This is a genomic window from Pantoea sp. RSPAM1, assembly GCF_038816185.1.
In the GTDB taxonomy this organism is placed as follows: Bacteria; Pseudomonadota; Gammaproteobacteria; order Enterobacterales; family Enterobacteriaceae; genus Pantoea; species Pantoea ananatis.
This window is the reverse complement of sequence record NZ_CP046137.1, coordinates 3556671-3573469: the sequence shown is the minus strand read 5'-3', so window position 1 is coordinate 3573469 and position 16799 is coordinate 3556671. Positions and strand designations below refer to the sequence as shown.

The following is a 16799-nucleotide window of genomic DNA, read 5'->3' as shown; positions in this document are numbered from 1 at the left end:
GTGAGTCTCGCCCGTTTTTTTAATCTTTTAACAGGACTGCGCGGCAGGTCTTGCCTTTGATTTTGCCCTGCTTGAGCTTGACCAGTGCCTGCTTAGCCTGGGCCGCTTCTATCGCCACATATGCATGCGTCGCGGTGAGATCGATTTTACCAATTTGGTCAGCCCGGTAACCCGCCTCGCCCGTCAGTGCCCCCAGGATATCGCCGGGGCGAATTTTGGCTTTACGCCCGCCATCAATGCAGAGCGTCATCATGGCGGCAGGCAACGCTTTACTGCTTTTCTTTAACGAACTGGCCGCAACCCAGGGCAGCTTCTGTTGCAGAAAGTCTTCAAGAGCATGAGCGCGTGCCATTTCGTCTGCAGCGACAAAGCTCACCGCTGCGCCCTGTTCGCCAGCGCGCGCGGTGCGGCCAATACGATGCAGGTGCACTTCAGGGTCCCAGGCCAGCTGATAGTTTACCACCAGCGACAGCAACTTGATGTCCAGCCCACGGGCCGCAACATCGGTTGCGACTAATACCCGGCCGCTGCCGTTGGCAAAACGGATCAGCACCCGTTCGCGATCGCGTTGTTCCAGATCGCCATGCAGGGGCAGGGCGCTGATATCGCGTGCATTGAGCGCAGCCGCGATATCGTCGCACTCGCGCTTGGTATTACAGAACACCACGCAGGAAGAGGGCTGGCGTTCGCTGAGCAGACTGATCAGCAGCGACAGCTTTTCACCGTGACTGGCTTCAATAAACTGCTGCTCGATAGCAGGGAGTTCACTCACTTCTTCCGTGACCACGCTCAGCGCCTCACGCTGAAAGCGCTGGCTCAGGGCGGCAATGCCTTCCGGCCAGGTCGCGGAGAACAGCAGCGTCTGACGTGATGCTGGCGTGGCAGCGATAATCGTTTCCATATCGTCGCGGAAGCCCATTTCCAGCATGCGATCGGCTTCGTCCAGTACAAGCGTACGCAGGCTCTCCAGCTTCAGTGTCTCACGCTTAATGTGATCCAGAATACGGCCCGGTGTGCCGACCACGATATGAGGCGCATGCACCAGCGAATCGCGCTGGGCGCTCATAGGCTGGCCGCCACATAAGGTTAAGATCTTAATGTTGCGCGTGAAGCGGGCTAACTGCCGCAGGACGTTACTGACCTGATCGGCCAGTTCCCGGGTCGGGCATAAAATCAGCGCCTGCGTCTGAAAGTGAGCGCTGTCGATATGTTGCAGCAAGCCAATGCCAAACGCGGCGGTTTTACCGCTGCCGGTTTTGGCCTGCGCACGCACGTCGCGTCCGTCTAAAATCGCGGGCAGTGTGGCGGCCTGAACCGGGGTCATGCTGGTATAGCCCATTTCGCGCAGGTTATCGAGCTGGCTGTCGGGAAGAGAATTAAGCGAGGAAAAAGCGGTCACGGGTGCGGCCTCTGCGGCTAAAAGTGGGGGGCATCATTGCGTGCGCAAGTCTGTCAGAAAGCGTGCGCAACGGCAACGTTAACCTTATGAATAAATAATATCCATTTCACGCGAGTTTTTTTAAGAATAAACTGAAGATGATGTGCGTTAGGTGGATTATTTTAATGAATGACAGCGGAATACCTTCGCCAGGATTCGGTCCGATAACCGTCTGACAACGTTAATAAATTCATAATCTTTTGTTTATAAGAGCGAATATTGAGTTAACCGGCGAAGTCCGTTTTTTTTACAGGGTAAATAGCATTAGTAATGTAAAAGTATTGGCTTTGGCCCCTGTAAAAATCATTGAGTAACTCCTTTATATTGAGCGACATAGATCGATATAACCACTGGCAGAGGGTTTTTTCATTGAATAATATCCCGCAGATCTTGCATGAAGACGTACTAAAAATCGTTGGTCGTGCTGTCCTGACGCTCCATCTTTATGGCGAAACCTTATCGGCAGATAAAGTTGCCTCTATGATCGGATGTTATGCAGAAGACGATCCTGTTGCCCCTGACGGCGCGCCGCTCTATGCGCTGGCGATGGAGTTAATGTCGAAAAAGAGGGAGGCTGGCCGGGCTTAACATCGCTGTGCCTGAGATGTCCGCGCCTCACTTTAGCGCCGTTGCGTAAAGTGAGGCGCATCTGCGTTAAACCTGCTGTCGCACAAACTGCGGTTTACCCCGCGAGAAACTCGCTATCACGGGCGAAATCCGCGCCACCGCTTCCGCCGAACAACTGGCCTCAACCAGCATCATGTTGGCGCTGTCGCCGATGCGCGGCCACTGGCGTTCGCCGCTGGCAGAAAGCGGAAGCACATTATCGGTGGCAATCGCCAGCGCGCGGCTCAAAGAGAATTCATCCGATCCCCCGTACAGCTGGGCATATAAATTGGCCTTTTCCAGCATGCTGCCGGTGCCAAATGGCGACCAGTGATCGATCACGCTGTCGGTGCCCGTCATGACGTTTACCCCTGCCGCCTGCAACTGTGGCACGGGCATGGTCAGCTTGCCGATGGGCAGTGTGGAGGCAATGCTGAACTGCTGCTCGGCCAGATCGGCAATCATCTTGTCCAGCTCTGCGCCCTGTAGGGTTGCCAGCGCAAAACCATGACTGAGGGTGACCTTACCGCGTAACGAGGGATTATTCTGCACGGTTTTGATCATGTAGCGAATCGCCTGCACGCCAGCGGCAGAGGTTTCGTGCAGATGGATATCGACGCTGCGCTGGTAGTCGAGCGCAATCTGGAACATGGCATCCAAAGATTTCTCCATCGCGCCATCCACATTTGTGGGATCGAGACCGCCAACATACTGCACGCCACGCTGCATGGCTTCGCGCATCAGCCCATCAACCTGAGAATGCAGCAATCCATGCTGGGGGAAGGCAACAATCTCACAGGGGAAATCGGGATGGTTTGCCAGCGCGGCCTGCAAATGTTCCAGGCTTTGCAGGCCGCTGACCGGATCGATATTACAATGGCTGCGCGCCCGGGTCGTGCCCATGGCGTTCAGCAGGGCGATAAGCCCTTCGGCCCGGGCCTGAGAGGTGGGCAGCAGCTGTGGAATCAGCACCTGTTCGCGGGCAATCATGTCCATAATCGTTTTGCCTTTACGCGGTCGTGGTGCCTGCCAGGGGCCGCCGTAAAAGGTTTTGTCGAGATGGATGTGCATATCCTGCGTAGACGGCAGCAGCAGGGCACCTTGCGCATCCCAAAACGGCAGTGAACGGTCACCTTGTCCGGCCGGACTGATTTGATGAAATCGACCCTCGCGAAGTGTGATGTCGTAGCGCGCCGTTTTCGTCTCAACAATCTCATCACCGTCACGTCCGAAGCCCTCTTCAAGCACTACATTACGCAAAACGTAGTGATCGGTTTGCGGCAAAGCCTTACCAGAGGACGCGGGCGGTGCGCTGCGGTTGGCGGCCATGCCCGGGGCGGTCATTCCGGCCATGATCATACTGCTGGCGGCGGTCAGACAGACGCCCTGGTGGAGAAAGCGGCGGCGGCTGGAGGGAGAATCAGTCTGCATCAGCGATTCCTGCGAAAGTAAGTGAGTCTTTAATCTGACAAACAGCGGCTTTCTCTGCTGGGTTGTTTTCCACTGCCTGCTATTTAAAAAATCACTGCCAGTGCAGACCGGCGAAGTCGGCCAGGGCATCCGCCAACTGGCGCTGCAGCACATCCTCGGGCTGACGACAAAACAGCGCCAGCTCAAAGGTGTCAATCACCGGTAAACCCTGCTGGCTATCCAGAACCCGATGCGAAGGTAAGCGACAGCTGGCCGGCAGCAGCGTTATCCCCAAGCCCTGCGCGCTGGCGGCGGAGAGTGCCACCAGGCTGGCACTGCTGTAACCAATCCGCCAGCTGCGACCGAGTCCATCCAGCGTCTGGCAGATCTCCTCCCGGTACAGCCCCAGTTGCGGAAACAGCACCAGCGGAACCGGCGACTGCTCGAAGCAGGGATGCGCGGCGCTGTCCAGCCACAGCAGCGGCTCCGGGCGCGAAGCCAGTGGGCGCTCACCGTAAGGCTGCTTGATCAGCATGATGTCCAGCTCTTCCCGTTGCCAGGCGCGCCGCAGTTCCACCTGCATTCCGCTCATGACATCCAGCCGCAGGTGCGGATGTTCGCGGCTGAACCGCGCCAGCAGTCCCGCGGTGGGGGCGGCGAAGTCTTCCGGAACGCCAAGGCGCAGGATGCCATCACGCCACTTATCGTTCAGCACATCGTGGGCTTCACCGTTCAGGGCAATGATCCGGCGGGCATAGCCCAGCAGTTTTTCGCCTTCTTCCGTGATTTGCACCTGGTGGGACGAGCGTGCCAGCAGCGTTTTACCGACCATCTCTTCCAGCCGTCGCACCTGTTGGCTGACCGTCGATTGCGAAAGGTGCACCCGTTCGGCGGCGCGGGTAAAGCTGGTGGTTTCGCATACGGCAACAAAGCTCAACAGCTGTTGGGGAGTAAACATGGGCTGGCGATTCATTTTTCCACTGCCTGTCATCCTGTTATTTCATTTCCAAATAGTAATCGCTGCTGTCAGGCTGACAATGTTTAATTCCAGGATCCCCTATGAAAAAAGACCCTTTATTGATGATTGCCGCCCTGATACTGGCCGGACTGAACATGCGGCCACTGATGACATCCGTTAGTCCGCTGCTGGAGCAGCTGCGGGAAAGTATGGGATTATCCTCGCTGGCGGCCTCACTTCTGCCCGCGATTCCCATGATGATGATGGGGGCAATAGCCTTAGTGAGCGCGCCGCTGCTGCAACGTATCCCGCTGCGAAGGCTGCTGTGTAGCGGGCTGGCGCTGTTAGTACTGGCGCTGGCCAGCCGTTTTTTTATCGCGCAAGGCGCCTGGCTGGTGTGGAGCACCGTACCGGGCGGTATCGGCATCGGGATTGTACAAATGGCTATGCCGGGATTGATCCGTCAGCGCTTCACGCAACGCAGCGCCATGATCACCGGGCTATGGGCGGCGGCGCTAATGGGCGGCGGTGGGCTGGGTGCTGCGCTGACGCCGTGGATCAGTGCGCACCTGGGCTGGCAGGGCGCGCTCAGCAGCTGGAGTGTGCCTGCGCTGCTGGCCGTCATGCTATGGTGGAGGATCCCTGCGGCGTCCCCGTCCCGGCAGACATCAGGCGTTATACCCTCGATCTGGCGGAATACGCGCGCATGGACGCTGGCGCTGAGCTTTGGGTTAGTAAACGGCGGCTACGCCATCTGTGTGGCCTGGCTGCCTGATTTTTATCATCAACAGGGCTGGAGCGCGCAGGCGGGCGGCGGCCTGCTGGGCGTGATGATTGCCTGTCAGGTTGCCGGTGCCCTGGTGTTTCCTCTGCTGGTGCGGGGGGCGGACAGGCGACCGCTGCTTCTGCTGACGCTGGCACTTCAGCTCTGCGGGTTAACAGGCCTGCTGGTGGCACCGCTCTACCCAGCCTGGCTGTGGGCAGGGATAGCGGGCGTTGGCCTGGGCGGCGCATTTCCTCTTGCCCTGGTGCTGGCGCTGGACCACCTCGCGCATCCTCAGGCCGGGGCGCGTCTGGTGGCATTCATGCAGGGCGTCGGCTTTATTATTGCGGGCAGTATGCCGTTTCTTGCCGGGCAATTGCATGCGCTTACAGGCCACTTTTCCTCTATCTGGCTGTTGCAGGGGAGCGTAACGGTCATGCTGATAGGCCTTAACCTGCGTTTTCATCCTGAAAGCTACAAACAGGCCTTTCCTGAACGGTAATTGGTCCTACCAAATCAGCAAAACGTTTTCAGCGGCTCACATAACGTTAAAAATAGTGCAGTAACTGTTGCCTAGAGTTAACAGCGGGTTAAATATCTGTAGCAAGCAAGCGCTGATTGCCAGATTGGTAGGACCAATCGGCGCGGCTTAAGTGACAGATGCGCCACCCGTTTTGCCGATCGCGCATCGCTTTCATCCTCTTTGGAGATCATGGCATGCAGATCTGGCAGCAAAATTACGATCCGCTCAACAATATCTGGCTCTCCAGCCTGATTGCTTTACTTCCTGTTCTGTTTTTCTTCTTTGCGTTAATCAGGTTAAAGATGAAAGGCTATCAGGCCGCCACGCTCACGGTCGTCCTTGCGCTGCTGGTCGCGCTGTTGCTGTATCGGATGCCGCTACAGCAGGCGCTGGCGTCAGCGATTTACGGTTTTATGTACGGCCTGTGGCCCATTGCCTGGATCATCGTGGCGGCGGTTTTTGTTTATAAGATCTCGGTTAAGACAGGTCAGTTCGACATCATCCGCGCTTCCATTTTATCGATCACGCCCGATCAGCGCTTACAGATGTTGATTGTGGGGTTCTCTTTTGGCGCCTTTTTAGAAGGTGCGGCAGGTTTCGGCGCGCCGGTCGCCATCACGGCCGCGCTGCTGGTGGGGCTGGGTTTTAATCCACTCTATGCCGCAGGCTTGTGTTTGATCGTCAATACTGCGCCCGTGGCGTTTGGTGCGATGGGGATCCCGATCATTGTGGCGGGGCAGGTGACCGGGCTGGACAGCTTTGCCATCGGTCAGATGGCAGGCCGTCAGCTTCCGTTACTGACGATCGTCGTGCTGTTCTGGATCATGGCGATTATGGATGGCTGGCGCGGTGTCAAAGAAACCTGGCCCGCCGTGATAGTCGCGGGGGGAGCGTTCGCGATTGCCCAGTTCCTCAGCTCCAACTTTCTGGGACCGGAGCTGCCCGATATAATCTCCTCGCTCGCCTCACTCATTTCGCTGACGCTGTTTTTACGCGTCTGGCAGCCGGTGCGCATCTTTCGCTTCAGCGAAACAGAAAGCCCGCACGCGGGCCAGCCTGTGAACCGGCAAAAATACACGACAGGGCAGGTGGTGCGCGCCTGGATGCCATTCCTGTTTCTGACGGCAACCGTCACGTTATGGAGCATTCCTCCCTTTAAAGCGCTGTTCGCAAAAGGCGGTGCATTAGCGGACTGGGTGCTCAGCCTCCCTGTGCCCGGCCTTGATGGCTGGGTAACCAGAATGCCGCCGGTGGTCGCGAAGGTCAGTAGCTGGCCAGCCATTTTTAAACTCGACCTGCTCTCGGCAACCGGTACGGCTATTCTGGTTGCCGCCCTCGTGGCTATCATTTTCCTGAAGATGAAGCCCCGGGCAGCCGTGGCGACCTTTGCAGAAACGCTGAAAGAGCTCATGTTGCCCATCTACTCTATCGGGATGGTGTTGGCGTTTGCTTTTATTTCTAATTACTCCGGCCTCTCTGCCACACTGGCGCTGGCATTGGCCCATACCGGCCATGCGTTTACCTTCTTCTCGCCTTTCCTGGGCTGGCTCGGCGTGTTTCTGACCGGCTCGGATACGTCATCGAATGCCCTGTTTGCCGCCTTGCAGGCGACGACCGCGCAGCAGATAGGCGTTTCCGATATCCTGCTGGTGGCGGCGAATACCACCGGGGGCGTGACCGGTAAGATGATCTCGCCGCAGTCGATAGCCATTGCCTGTGCCGCCGTCGGGCTGGTAGGCAAGGAGTCGGATCTGTTCCGTTTTACCGTCAAGCACAGCCTGATATTTACCTGCCTGGTGGGCATCATTACCACGCTTCAGGCTTACGTTTTTCCCTGGATGATCCCATGACATCAAACTTACCGCCGTCCGCCGAACCGCTGCGGGTACGGCTCCAACAGTATATTCGCGACCATCAGCTTGAGCCCGGCATGCGTTTGCCTGCCGAGCGCCAGTTGGCTGCGGCGCTTGGCGTCTCGCGCTCGTCGTTGCGCGAAGCTATTCAGCAGCTTATCAGCAGCGGGATATTGACGAGCCGACGCGGCGACGGCACCTGGCTGCGTCAGCCCCAGGAGCCCTGGTCTGAACAGCGCATTGTTGAGCCGATTCGTCAGCTGTTGGCCAACGATCCGGATTACCGCTACGACATTCTGGAAGCGCGCCACGCGATTGAAGCCAGCACCGCATGGCATGCGGCACTTCGGGCAACAGAGTCAGATAAGGAACGACTGCAGTACGCTTTTGACGCCACGCTGGCGTTAAAGGAGAGCGACGATCCCCATCTGGCCGGTCAGGCCGATCTGCGCTTTCACCTCGCTATCGCGGAAGCCTCGCATAACGTAGTGCTGCTACAAACCATGCGCGGTTTTTTTGATTTGCTGCAGTCCTCGATGTTGCACAGCCGCAGGTTGATGTACACCAGCCCGGCGATTTTCGACCGCCTTACCGTTCAGCACAGGGCAATGCTTGACGCCATTTTACTGGGTGATGCCGAGGCCGCCCGCTTAGCGGCGATGGATCATCTTGGTTTTGTTCATACCACGATGAAAACGCTTGATGAAGACGAAGCCAGACAGGCGCGGATTACGCGTTTACCAGGCCATCACCTGGACAACTACAAGGAGACACGCTGATGATTATTTCTGCCGCCAGTGACTACCGCGCCGCTGCACAACGTATTTTGCCGCCTTTCCTGTTTCACTATCTGGATGGTGGGGCTTATGCGGAGCACACACTCCAGCGCAACGTCGCCGATCTCTCAGAGGTGGCGCTGCGCCAGCGCATCCTGCGCAACATGTCCGAACTCAGTCTCGAAACCACCCTGTTTAATGAAACGCTGTCGATGCCGGTGGCGCTGGCACCGGTAGGGCTATGTGGCATGTACGCCCGACGGGGCGAAGTTCAGGCTGCCCGCGCCGCCGCAGGCAAAGGCATTCCTTTTACGCTGTCCACCGTCTCTGTGTGCCCGATTGAAGAGGTTGCACCGCAGATCAATCGTCCCATGTGGTTCCAGCTCTATGTGCTGCGGGACAGAGGCTTCATGCGTAATGCCCTGGAGCGGGCCAAAGCGGCGGGCTGCTCTACGCTGGTGTTTACCGTGGACATGCCGACGCCGGGCGCGCGTTATCGCGATGCGCACTCGGGCATGAGCGGTGAAAATGCCGCACTGCGGCGATACTGGCAGGCCATTACCCATCCAAAGTGGGCACTGGATGTAGGGTTACAGGGCAGGCCGCACGATCTGGGGAATATCTCCACCTATCTCGGCAAGCCAACCGGCCTGGAGGACTATATTGGCTGGCTGGCGAAGAACTTTGATCCTTCCATTTCCTGGCAGGATCTGGAATGGATTCGTGATTTCTGGGATGGCCCGATGGTGATCAAGGGCATTCTGGACCCTGAGGATGCCCGTGACGCGGTGCGCTTTGGGGCTGACGGTATCGTGGTTTCTAACCATGGCGGACGCCAGCTGGACGGCGTGCTGTCCTCGGCCCGTGCCTTACCTGCGATTGCGGATGCGGTCAAAGGCGATATCACGATCCTTGCCGACAGCGGCATTCGAAACGGGCTGGATGTGGTGCGTATGATTGCGTTGGGCGCAGACAGCGTCCTGCTGGGGCGCGCCTTTATCTATGCGCTGGCGACACAGGGACAGCGCGGCGTTGAGCATTTACTGACGCTGATTGAAAAAGAGATGAAAGTCGCGATGACTTTAACCGGCGCGAAGCGCATTGCCGATATCACCCAGGCGTCGCTGGTGCAGGCAAATGCGTTCCTGCAGGAAGCCAATCTGCGTCCGGCATAGTCGCCCGCAGCGAAATCAGATGCGTTGTCTATACTTACCTTCTTTACCAACAGGAGGAATGACATGACCATTCATAAGAAAGGTTCGGCGCATTGGGAAGGCGATATTAAAGGCAAAGGCACAGTCAGCACCGAGAGCGGCGTGCTGAACCAACAGCCCTACGGCTTTAACACCCGCTTTGAAGGACAAAAAGGCACTAACCCAGAAGAGCTGATTGGTGCGGCACATGCGGCCTGTTTCTCTATGGCGCTGTCGTTGATGTTGGGTAATGCAGGCCATAAGCCTGAAAGCATCGATACCACTGCAGACGTGTCGCTGGATAAAAAAGGTGAAGGCTTCGCGATCACCAAAATTGCCTTAACCAGCACCGTTTCTCTGCCGGGCATTGATAATGACACTTTTGATGAAATCATCAACAAAGCCAAAGCAGGCTGTCCGGTTTCTCAGGTGCTGAATGCAGAAATCACGCTCGACTACACCCTGAACAACTGACGACGATCCTGCGTCACTTTTCGTGATGCATGCGGTCGTAATGTTATCGGTGATCGTGCCGAATCCAGATGCGCCTGCGGGCGCATCTTCGTGTGACGCATCCAATCTTTGCAGAGGCAGGCGGTTCTGCAAAACACGGGGAAAGGCGGTTCGTCTTGCCAGTAATACGTGACGTACTGTTGTCGAGTGAGGGGACAGCGATAATATGCGCATGAAATCGTGGCTTTCTCGCCACAAGCTTGGCGTGCTGCTAATGGTGGTACTGCTGCTGGAGTTACTCTACTTTCTGCTTACCGCATCCTGGTTTCCCTGGAACGCCACCTGACACGTCAGGCATACATCTCTTCTCCACGCTTAATCCGCACGTCGCTGCGCGCAATACGGTAAGCCTTGCCGGGATCGCCCGCCACAAATTCAAATGTTGGCGAATAGTAGAACGGAAGCCAGCCGCCATAGGCGCTTTCCCATTCCCAGCGTACCGGGCAGGGCCACAGAATGCCTTCATACAAAATGTAATAAACCCAACGCCCAGTTGGACGGCGGGGACGACTACTTTTCATGGGATTCACGACTGTGTTGGTGTAAAACAGCTTATATTTTGAACGCTAAACGGCGTCCTTGCAATGTTGTCTGCCTGTTTTTGTGTCCTTGCGCCTGTTCAGTTATCTGAACGATGCACTTCACCACAAAGCAGCACCACATTTGGGCGGACTTTATGAATGCGGTTTGCCATGACTTCACAGGCGGCTTTCGTTGGATAAATGCGCTCCGACACCGGCAACGCTTCACAGGCATCATGTCCACAGGCGCTCACCAACAATACAAAACCAATCAACATAACCGACTCCTTCTCCCGGTTCGCACATCACGAAACGGATGAGTGTTCCTTTTTTATAAAACCAGTATAGCTAATTGCCGTCGGGGCACGCATCACGCTGGACGGTATCGGATTGCTCTGACGCATTATAAGACCTGCGCGCCTGAACAGCAGTGAAATCTTATTGTTAACAGCACGCGCAGCCACGTCGTCGCGTTAATTTCTGACGCCGCAACCCCATCGATTATTATCTCTGCCGTGATGATGTTCAGGGCCAGAAAATGATCGCGCCTGTTGAGGATTTTATTGCTCAACAGCAATGCCGGTACGTTTTGATATTTCTCACACTTCTGACATGCAAATCTGAAACCGGTTGCAGAAAATCTTTACCCTGTGTATTCGTTAATCATTCATCACAAGGAGAAATTAACAATGCCAAAGATTTTGCTGTGCTGCGCCGCAGGAATGTCCACCAGTATGGTGGTACAGAAAATGGAAAAAGCCGCTAAAGAACAAGGCATAGCGGTAGAGATAAAAGCTGTGGGAATTGAAGAGTTTAATGAGCTTGTTGCCGACTATGACTGCTGCCTGCTGGGGCCGCAAATTAAATATAAGCTGGCGGATTTTGAGCCTGTCGCCCAACAACACAGCAAACCCATCGCAGTGATTAACAGCATGGATTACGGAATGATGAAGGGTGAAAAGATATTAAGTGATGCACTTAAGCTTATTCATCCCTGATGAATGAGAAACTGAAAAATATATCGCAGGTCTGTGTTTGCCTGTGCAGCGTTATTCTCGTTTTCCTGAGCAGGAGTTGAGGGATGAGTCGCTTAAGCGAATCGTTATTCGGCGTTATCGAAAACCGCATCAGTCCGCTGGCGGGGCGCCTCTCCAGCCAGCGCCACGTCATCGCCATCCGCGATGGATTTATTGCCTCAATGCCGTTTTTGATTGTGGGTTCCTTCATGCTGCTGTTTGCGCATCCTCCTTTTTCAGCAGACAGCAGTTGGGCCTTCGCACAGTGGTGGCTTGGCATGGTCAAGGCACATGAAGAACAAATCATGATGCCGTACAACATGACGATGGGCATTATGGCGCTCTATATCGCCAGTGCTATCGCCTACAACCTGGCAAACAGCTATAAGATGAACGGCTTTATGGCGGCCAGCCTGTCGCTGATGGCGTTTCTGGTCGTGGCCGCACCGCAAACGGGCAAAATGCTGCCGGTAGGATCGCTGGGCGGGGAGGGGATTTTTACCGCCATTCTGGTCGCGCTTTTTGCCACGGAGCTGATGCACTTTTTGCAGAAACACAACATCGGCTTTAAATTACCCGAACAGGTGCCGCCAAAAATTCGTCAGTCCTTTGACCTGCTCATTCCCATCATTACCATCTTTATTACCTTATTTCCGCTTAGCCTGTGGGTACAGGCACAGTTTGGCATGCTGCTGCCGCAGGCCATCATGGCGATCTTCTCTCCGATCATCTCCGCCTCGGATTCACTGCCCGCCGTGCTGGTCGCCGTCTTGCTGTGCCACCTGTTGTGGTTCGCAGGCATTCACGGTGCCGTGATTGTCGGCGGGATTTTGCAGGCCTTCTGGCTGACCAATCTCGGCCTGAACCAGCAGGCACTGAATGCGGGTGAGCCTGTCAGCCATGTGTTTATCGAACCCTTTTGGCAGTTTTTTATCGTGATTGGCGGTTCCGGTTCCACCATGGGGCTGGTATTACTTTATTTGCGAAGCCAGTCTGCCCATCTGCGATCCATTGGCAAACTCAGCATCGTGCCCAGTATGTTCAACATCAACGAGCCGGTTATTTTTGGCTCACCTGTCGTGATGAACCCCATTCTGTTTATTCCCTTCGTGCTTGCTCCCCTGGTTAATGCCGTCATTGCCTGGATCGCCACTAAAACCAGTCTGATTAACCACGTCATTTCGCTGGCGCCGTGGACCACGCCCGCCCCAATTGGTGCGGCCTGGTCTACCGGCTGGGACTGGCGCGTCATCGTGCTGATTGCCGTGCTGGTGACGATTGCCACGTTGATTTACTACCCGTTTTTTAAAATGTACGAGCGTCAACTGCTGCAGCAGGAACTGAGCGCAGCACAACCGGTAAAGGAGTAATGCATGGAAATCGATGAAAGCACGGTAATCGAACTGATTATCCAGGCGGGCGAAGCGCGCTCCTGCGCAATGGAAGCCTTGCGTGCGGCTCGCCAGCAGAACTGGGAACGCGCAGACAGCATGCTGACCGCCGCGACGGCGGCGGCAAAGGCGGCGCATCAGATACAGACCCGGCTCATCGGTGCTGATGAGGGCAGCGGAAAAATCCCGGTCAACCTGATTATGGTTCACGCCCAGGATCACCTGATGAACGCGATGCTTTGCCGCGAGCTGGCAGAAGAAATTATTCAACTGCGTCGGGAGCTTGCCGCACGTTAAAAAAGGAGATTTTATGCAACATTCGACACTGACCGCATTTCCGGACGGTTTTCTTTGGGGCGCCTCGACCTCGGCATATCAGGTGGAGGGCGGATGGGATGCAGAGGGTAAAGGGCCGTCGGTTATCGACAAAGCCACGTTCAGCCAGGCAATTACGGATTTTACCGTTTGCAGTGACCACTACCACCGCTTTAAAGAGGATATCGCCCTGCTGGCGGAAATGGGACTAAAAACCTACCGTTTCTCCATCGCCTGGAGCCGTCTTTACCCGGAAGGCGACGGCGCGTTAAACGAGGCGGGCGTGGCCTTTTACCAGCAGTTAATTGATGAGATTTGCCGGCACGGCATTATACCGCTGGTCACGCTTTATCACTTCGATCTCCCCTGGGCCCTGCAGCAGGACGGAGGCTGGTCTTCTCGCCGCACGATAGCGGCATTTGAACGTTTTGCCATTACCTGTTTTGAGCAGTTTGGCAGCCAGGTCAAATACTGGCTGACCATCAACGAACAGAACATGATGATCCTGAAAGGCGACGTGATCGGGACGTTACCGCCTGGCACCGCCGATCCACAGAAAACTCTGTATCAGCAAAATCACCACATGATGCTGGCGCAGGCAAAGGCGATGATTGCCTGCCACGAACGCTTGCCGGACGCTAAAATTGGCCCGGCACCGAATATTTCCTGCGTCTATGCGGCAAGCTCCCGGCCAGAGGATGTGCTGGCGGCGGACAATTTCTCTGCAATTCGTAACTGGCTCTATCTGGATTTAGCCGTTCACGGGCGCTACAACCCCGTGGTATGGGCGTTCTTAAAACAGCGCGGCTGGCTTCCGACGATCGAGGATGAGGATATGGCCATCATCGCCGCCGGTCAGCCCGATTTTATCGCCTTTAACTATTATGCTTCGGCCACCGTCGGGGCAGAGGGCGAACATCATGATCCCGACAGTCGGCCCCATGCCGATCAGCAAATGGCCGGCATCGATCGCTCCGTTTACGTGGGCTGTAATAATCCGCATCTGCAGCAAAATCAGTTTGGCTGGTATATCGATCCAGTAGGCTTTCGCATCACCGCGCGCCAGATTTATGCACGCTATGCCTTGCCGCTCATCGTTACCGAAAATGGCTTAGGGGCGTTTGATACCCTGGCGGCCGACAACAAGGTGCATGATGATTACCGAATCGACTATCTGCGTGAGCATATCGCTCAGCTGCAGTTGGCGATTGCCGATGGCGTCGAGCTGTTCGGTTATTGCCCGTGGTCTGCTATTGATCTGGTGAGTACCCATCAGGGCATCAGCAAACGTTACGGATTTATTTACGTGAACCGCGATGAAAAAGCGTTAAAGGACCTGGCACGCTACCGCAAAAAAAGCTTCTTTTGGTATCAAAAGTTGATTCGCAGTAACGGCGCAACGCTGAACGCGTCGGTAGACTACTGAGACCGCGCGGCAGGGATGCCGCGACTTAGCGCTTATGAGGCCCGTCCGCAACCGAGGCGCGCTCAATCAGATGGCCACTAAAGGGCGGCAAGGCATCCACCTCCTGACCTTCCAGCATGGCGACCAGCTGCGCCAGCGTGTGCTGAATCATTTCTGCGACCGGCACATGCACGGTGGTCAGCGGCGGCAGGAAAAACTCGGCCATACGGATATCATCAAATCCCAGCAGAGAAACATCCTGTGGCAGCCGTTTTCCCGCAGCATGAAGCGCCAGCGCGGCCCCAATTGCCATGTCATCGTTACTCGCCATCAGGGCGCTGAATGTCACGCCCGCGTCCAGCAGCTGCTTTGCCGCCGCCATCCCACTGGCCGGCGTCCACGCGCCCTGCACGATGCAGGCCCTGTCCGCAAGCCCCTGCTCAGCCAGAGCCTGCTCATAACCTGCCAGGCGAGCGGCAGCGGTAGGGGAGCCCGTCATACCACGAATAAAGGCAATGTCGTGATGCCCGCGCGCGATCAGATAACGCGTCGCCTGAAAGGTATTGTGCTGATGTGTAGCCCAGACGCAGTGGGCCGGATGACGCGGCAGCTGGCGATTCACCACCATAATTGGGATATCGTGCTGCTCAATAATGGCATCCAGGGCCTCGGTGTCCAGAAAGCGGGGATAGATAATGATCGCGTCACAGCGCAGGTCGAGCAGAAACTCAATAGCGGCGCGCTCGTCGTCAGCGCAGGTTTTGCCATCAGCCAGAATTAACTGGCGACCGTAGTTATTGGTCAGAGTGGCAGCCTGAAACAGCAGCTCGCTGAAGTAGGGGCCGTTAAAAAGCGAGTGGGTAACAATTAAGCCAATATTTTGGGACTTTTGCGTGGCCAGGCTGCGCGCCAGCAGATTGGGGCGATAACCGGTTTCGGCAATGGCCTGATAGACCTTTTGCTGCGTACTTTTACTGACGTAACGATTTCCCGCCAGCACGCGCGAGACGGTGGCTTTAGAAACTCCGGCCTTGCGGGCCACATCCAGCATGGTAATCATTGGCTTACAGACCATCCATCCCTGCGGTTAAAAAAGGATACTAACTGATTTTTCGCAGCTTATTGACGGGCGGGCAATAAAAAAATGAAGCCTGTCAGGCGAAATACCAGGCGGGCAGGATAGCAATCAGGTTGTTCAGCGTATGCAGAAAGACCGGCAAGGCCAGCGAATTGCTGCGCAGGCGGGCATAGCAAAGCAGCAGAGAGAAGAGCGTCAGCGCGACCACGGTTTCCCAGTGAACATACTGTGTATGCATCAGCGCAAAGAGCAGGGAGGTCAGTAACATGCAGGCGAAACGGCTGTTGGGTGCCCAGAGCAGAAAACCCTGCAACAAAAAGCCGCGAAACAGCACTTCTTCAAATACCGGGGCCAGCAAGACGGCGGTGAGCAACAGGATAAGCATTGAGCTACGTCCCTGCTGGGTTTGCGCGACCAGCCAGCCTTCAGGCTGTAAGTACTGAGTTTGCGCCGCCATTAAAATAAACAGGGCGCCAATAAAAAGTAACGTCTGACCTGAGCGTAAAAAACCCAATGGAATATCCGTACGACGCTGGCAGTAGAACCGATACAGCGGATAGATGACCGCAAACTCGAACAGGCAGAGTACAGGCACCAGCAAACCGTCATTACGCAGAATACCGTAATTCGGAAACAGGGTAATCAGCATGGTAACGAGGTAATAGACAACAAAGCTGCCGACATAAAACAGTGTCAGCGTCACTCTGTCGGAATTGGTGTTCATAGGCGATCCAGCCAGCGATGATAAACGCATAGTAGCAACGCGTTGGATCGCTGTCGAGAGAGCCTGGGATACAATATTTTTTGTGCAACGCCGTCAGGGCGTTATGCCGGTTTGATGTGCATGGATTGAGGGGGCACATCCACTGTCAGACAGGGTGGCAACAGGCAGCCGGGCGCTTGCGCCGCAGCCTGAGAACAAGACGTGCAGCAACAAGGGCAGGATGACTGGCTAGCGGATGCTGACCGCAATCAGGGTCAACAAGAGAGCAATGCTAATAAAAAGGATCAGTTCCACTCGCGCCTCCTCAATAACTCAT

Annotated in this window: 17 protein-coding genes; 10 read left to right on the top strand and 7 right to left on the bottom strand. The window is 55.8% G+C overall.

The features are described 5' to 3' along the window. Positions 1–19: 19 nt before the first annotated feature. Positions 20–1399, bottom strand: coding sequence for an ATP-dependent RNA helicase DbpA (gene dbpA / locus GKC68_RS17360; RefSeq protein WP_028724050.1), 1380 nt, complete (start codon positions 1397–1399; stop codon positions 20–22). A 408-nt stretch (positions 1400–1807) separates the two neighbouring features. On the opposite strand from dbpA, the gene GKC68_RS17355 reads away from it, so the two are divergent. Then, positions 1808–2026 (top strand): hypothetical protein, encoded by a 219-nt coding sequence (locus GKC68_RS17355; protein ID WP_014606481.1) that lies wholly within the window; start codon positions 1808–1810, stop codon positions 2024–2026. A gap of 66 nt (positions 2027–2092) precedes the next feature. Here the strand turns inward: GKC68_RS17355 and GKC68_RS17350 are convergent, their stop codons facing one another. Both GKC68_RS17350 and GKC68_RS17345 read right to left on the bottom strand, forming a co-directional pair. Further along, positions 2093–3475: an amidohydrolase gene (locus GKC68_RS17350; protein ID WP_110957668.1), complete on the bottom strand. Its 1383-nt coding sequence runs from the start codon at positions 3473–3475 to the stop codon at positions 2093–2095. 91 nt (positions 3476–3566) lie between these two features. Then, on the bottom strand, positions 3567–4427 hold the full coding sequence (locus GKC68_RS17345) for a LysR family transcriptional regulator (protein ID WP_110957667.1): 861 nt from the start codon (positions 4425–4427) through the stop codon (positions 3567–3569). 86 nt (positions 4428–4513) lie between these two features. On the opposite strand from GKC68_RS17345, the gene GKC68_RS17340 reads away from it, so the two are divergent. The 5 genes from GKC68_RS17340 to GKC68_RS17320 all read left to right on the top strand — a co-directional run bounded on the left by GKC68_RS17340 (position 4514) and on the right by GKC68_RS17320 (position 9994). Further along, on the top strand, positions 4514–5677 hold the full coding sequence (locus GKC68_RS17340; protein WP_342656364.1) for a cyanate transporter: 1164 nt from the start codon (positions 4514–4516) through the stop codon (positions 5675–5677). A gap of 215 nt (positions 5678–5892) precedes the next feature. Continuing rightward, on the top strand, positions 5893–7548 hold the full coding sequence (gene lldP, locus GKC68_RS17335) for an L-lactate permease (protein ID WP_028724046.1): 1656 nt from the start codon (positions 5893–5895) through the stop codon (positions 7546–7548). Beyond that, positions 7545–8330 carry a transcriptional regulator LldR gene (gene lldR / locus GKC68_RS17330; RefSeq protein ID WP_028724045.1) on the top strand — a complete coding sequence of 262 codons (786 nt, stop codon included), beginning with the start codon at positions 7545–7547 and terminating at the stop codon, positions 8328–8330. Before lldP ends, lldR begins: the two co-directional genes overlap by 4 nt. Then, positions 8330–9502: an FMN-dependent L-lactate dehydrogenase LldD gene (gene lldD, locus GKC68_RS17325; protein ID WP_047714425.1), complete on the top strand. Its 1173-nt coding sequence runs from the start codon at positions 8330–8332 to the stop codon at positions 9500–9502. The genes lldR and lldD overlap by 1 nt, the downstream gene beginning before the upstream one ends. A gap of 63 nt (positions 9503–9565) precedes the next feature. Next, positions 9566–9994, top strand: coding sequence for an OsmC family protein (locus GKC68_RS17320; RefSeq protein ID WP_014606475.1), 429 nt, complete (start codon positions 9566–9568; stop codon positions 9992–9994). Positions 9995–10323: 329 nt separating this feature from the next. On the opposite strand, the gene GKC68_RS17315 is transcribed toward GKC68_RS17320, so the two are convergent. Together GKC68_RS17315 and GKC68_RS17310 are read right to left on the bottom strand one after the other, a co-directional pair. Next, entirely contained in the window at positions 10324–10554 is a 231-nt protein-coding gene (locus GKC68_RS17315; RefSeq protein ID WP_028724043.1) for a hypothetical protein, read from the bottom strand. A 98-nt stretch (positions 10555–10652) separates the two neighbouring features. Continuing rightward, a complete protein-coding gene (locus tag GKC68_RS17310) occupies positions 10653–10832 on the bottom strand; it encodes a hypothetical protein (protein WP_013024819.1) in 180 nt (59 codons plus the stop codon). A 411-nt stretch (positions 10833–11243) separates the two neighbouring features. Between GKC68_RS17310 and GKC68_RS17305 the strand changes: the two genes are divergently transcribed. From GKC68_RS17305 to GKC68_RS17290, 4 genes are all read left to right on the top strand, one after another. After that, positions 11244–11552 (top strand): PTS sugar transporter subunit IIB, encoded by a 309-nt coding sequence (locus GKC68_RS17305; protein ID WP_028724042.1) that lies wholly within the window; start codon positions 11244–11246, stop codon positions 11550–11552. A gap of 83 nt (positions 11553–11635) precedes the next feature. Then, a complete protein-coding gene (locus GKC68_RS17300; RefSeq protein ID WP_028724041.1) occupies positions 11636–12940 on the top strand; it encodes a PTS sugar transporter subunit IIC in 1305 nt (434 codons plus the stop codon). Between the two features lie 3 nt (positions 12941–12943). Continuing rightward, a complete protein-coding gene (locus GKC68_RS17295) occupies positions 12944–13258 on the top strand; it encodes a PTS lactose/cellobiose transporter subunit IIA (protein ID WP_047714426.1) in 315 nt (104 codons plus the stop codon). A 13-nt stretch (positions 13259–13271) separates the two neighbouring features. After that, positions 13272–14702 (top strand): glycoside hydrolase family 1 protein, encoded by a 1431-nt coding sequence (locus tag GKC68_RS17290; protein WP_342656363.1) that lies wholly within the window; start codon positions 13272–13274, stop codon positions 14700–14702. Positions 14703–14727: 25 nt separating this feature from the next. Here the strand turns inward: GKC68_RS17290 and GKC68_RS17285 are convergent, their stop codons facing one another. Then, the gene (locus GKC68_RS17285; protein WP_028724038.1) at positions 14728–15741 is read right to left on the bottom strand and encodes a LacI family DNA-binding transcriptional regulator; all 1014 of its coding nucleotides are present in this window, start codon (positions 15739–15741) and stop codon (positions 14728–14730) included. Positions 15742–15835: 94 nt separating this feature from the next. Continuing rightward, positions 15836–16483, bottom strand: a complete 648-nt coding sequence (locus GKC68_RS17280) for a type II CAAX endopeptidase family protein (RefSeq protein ID WP_014606469.1) — start codon at positions 16481–16483, stop codon at positions 15836–15838. Between the last annotated feature and the right edge of the window lie 316 nt (positions 16484–16799).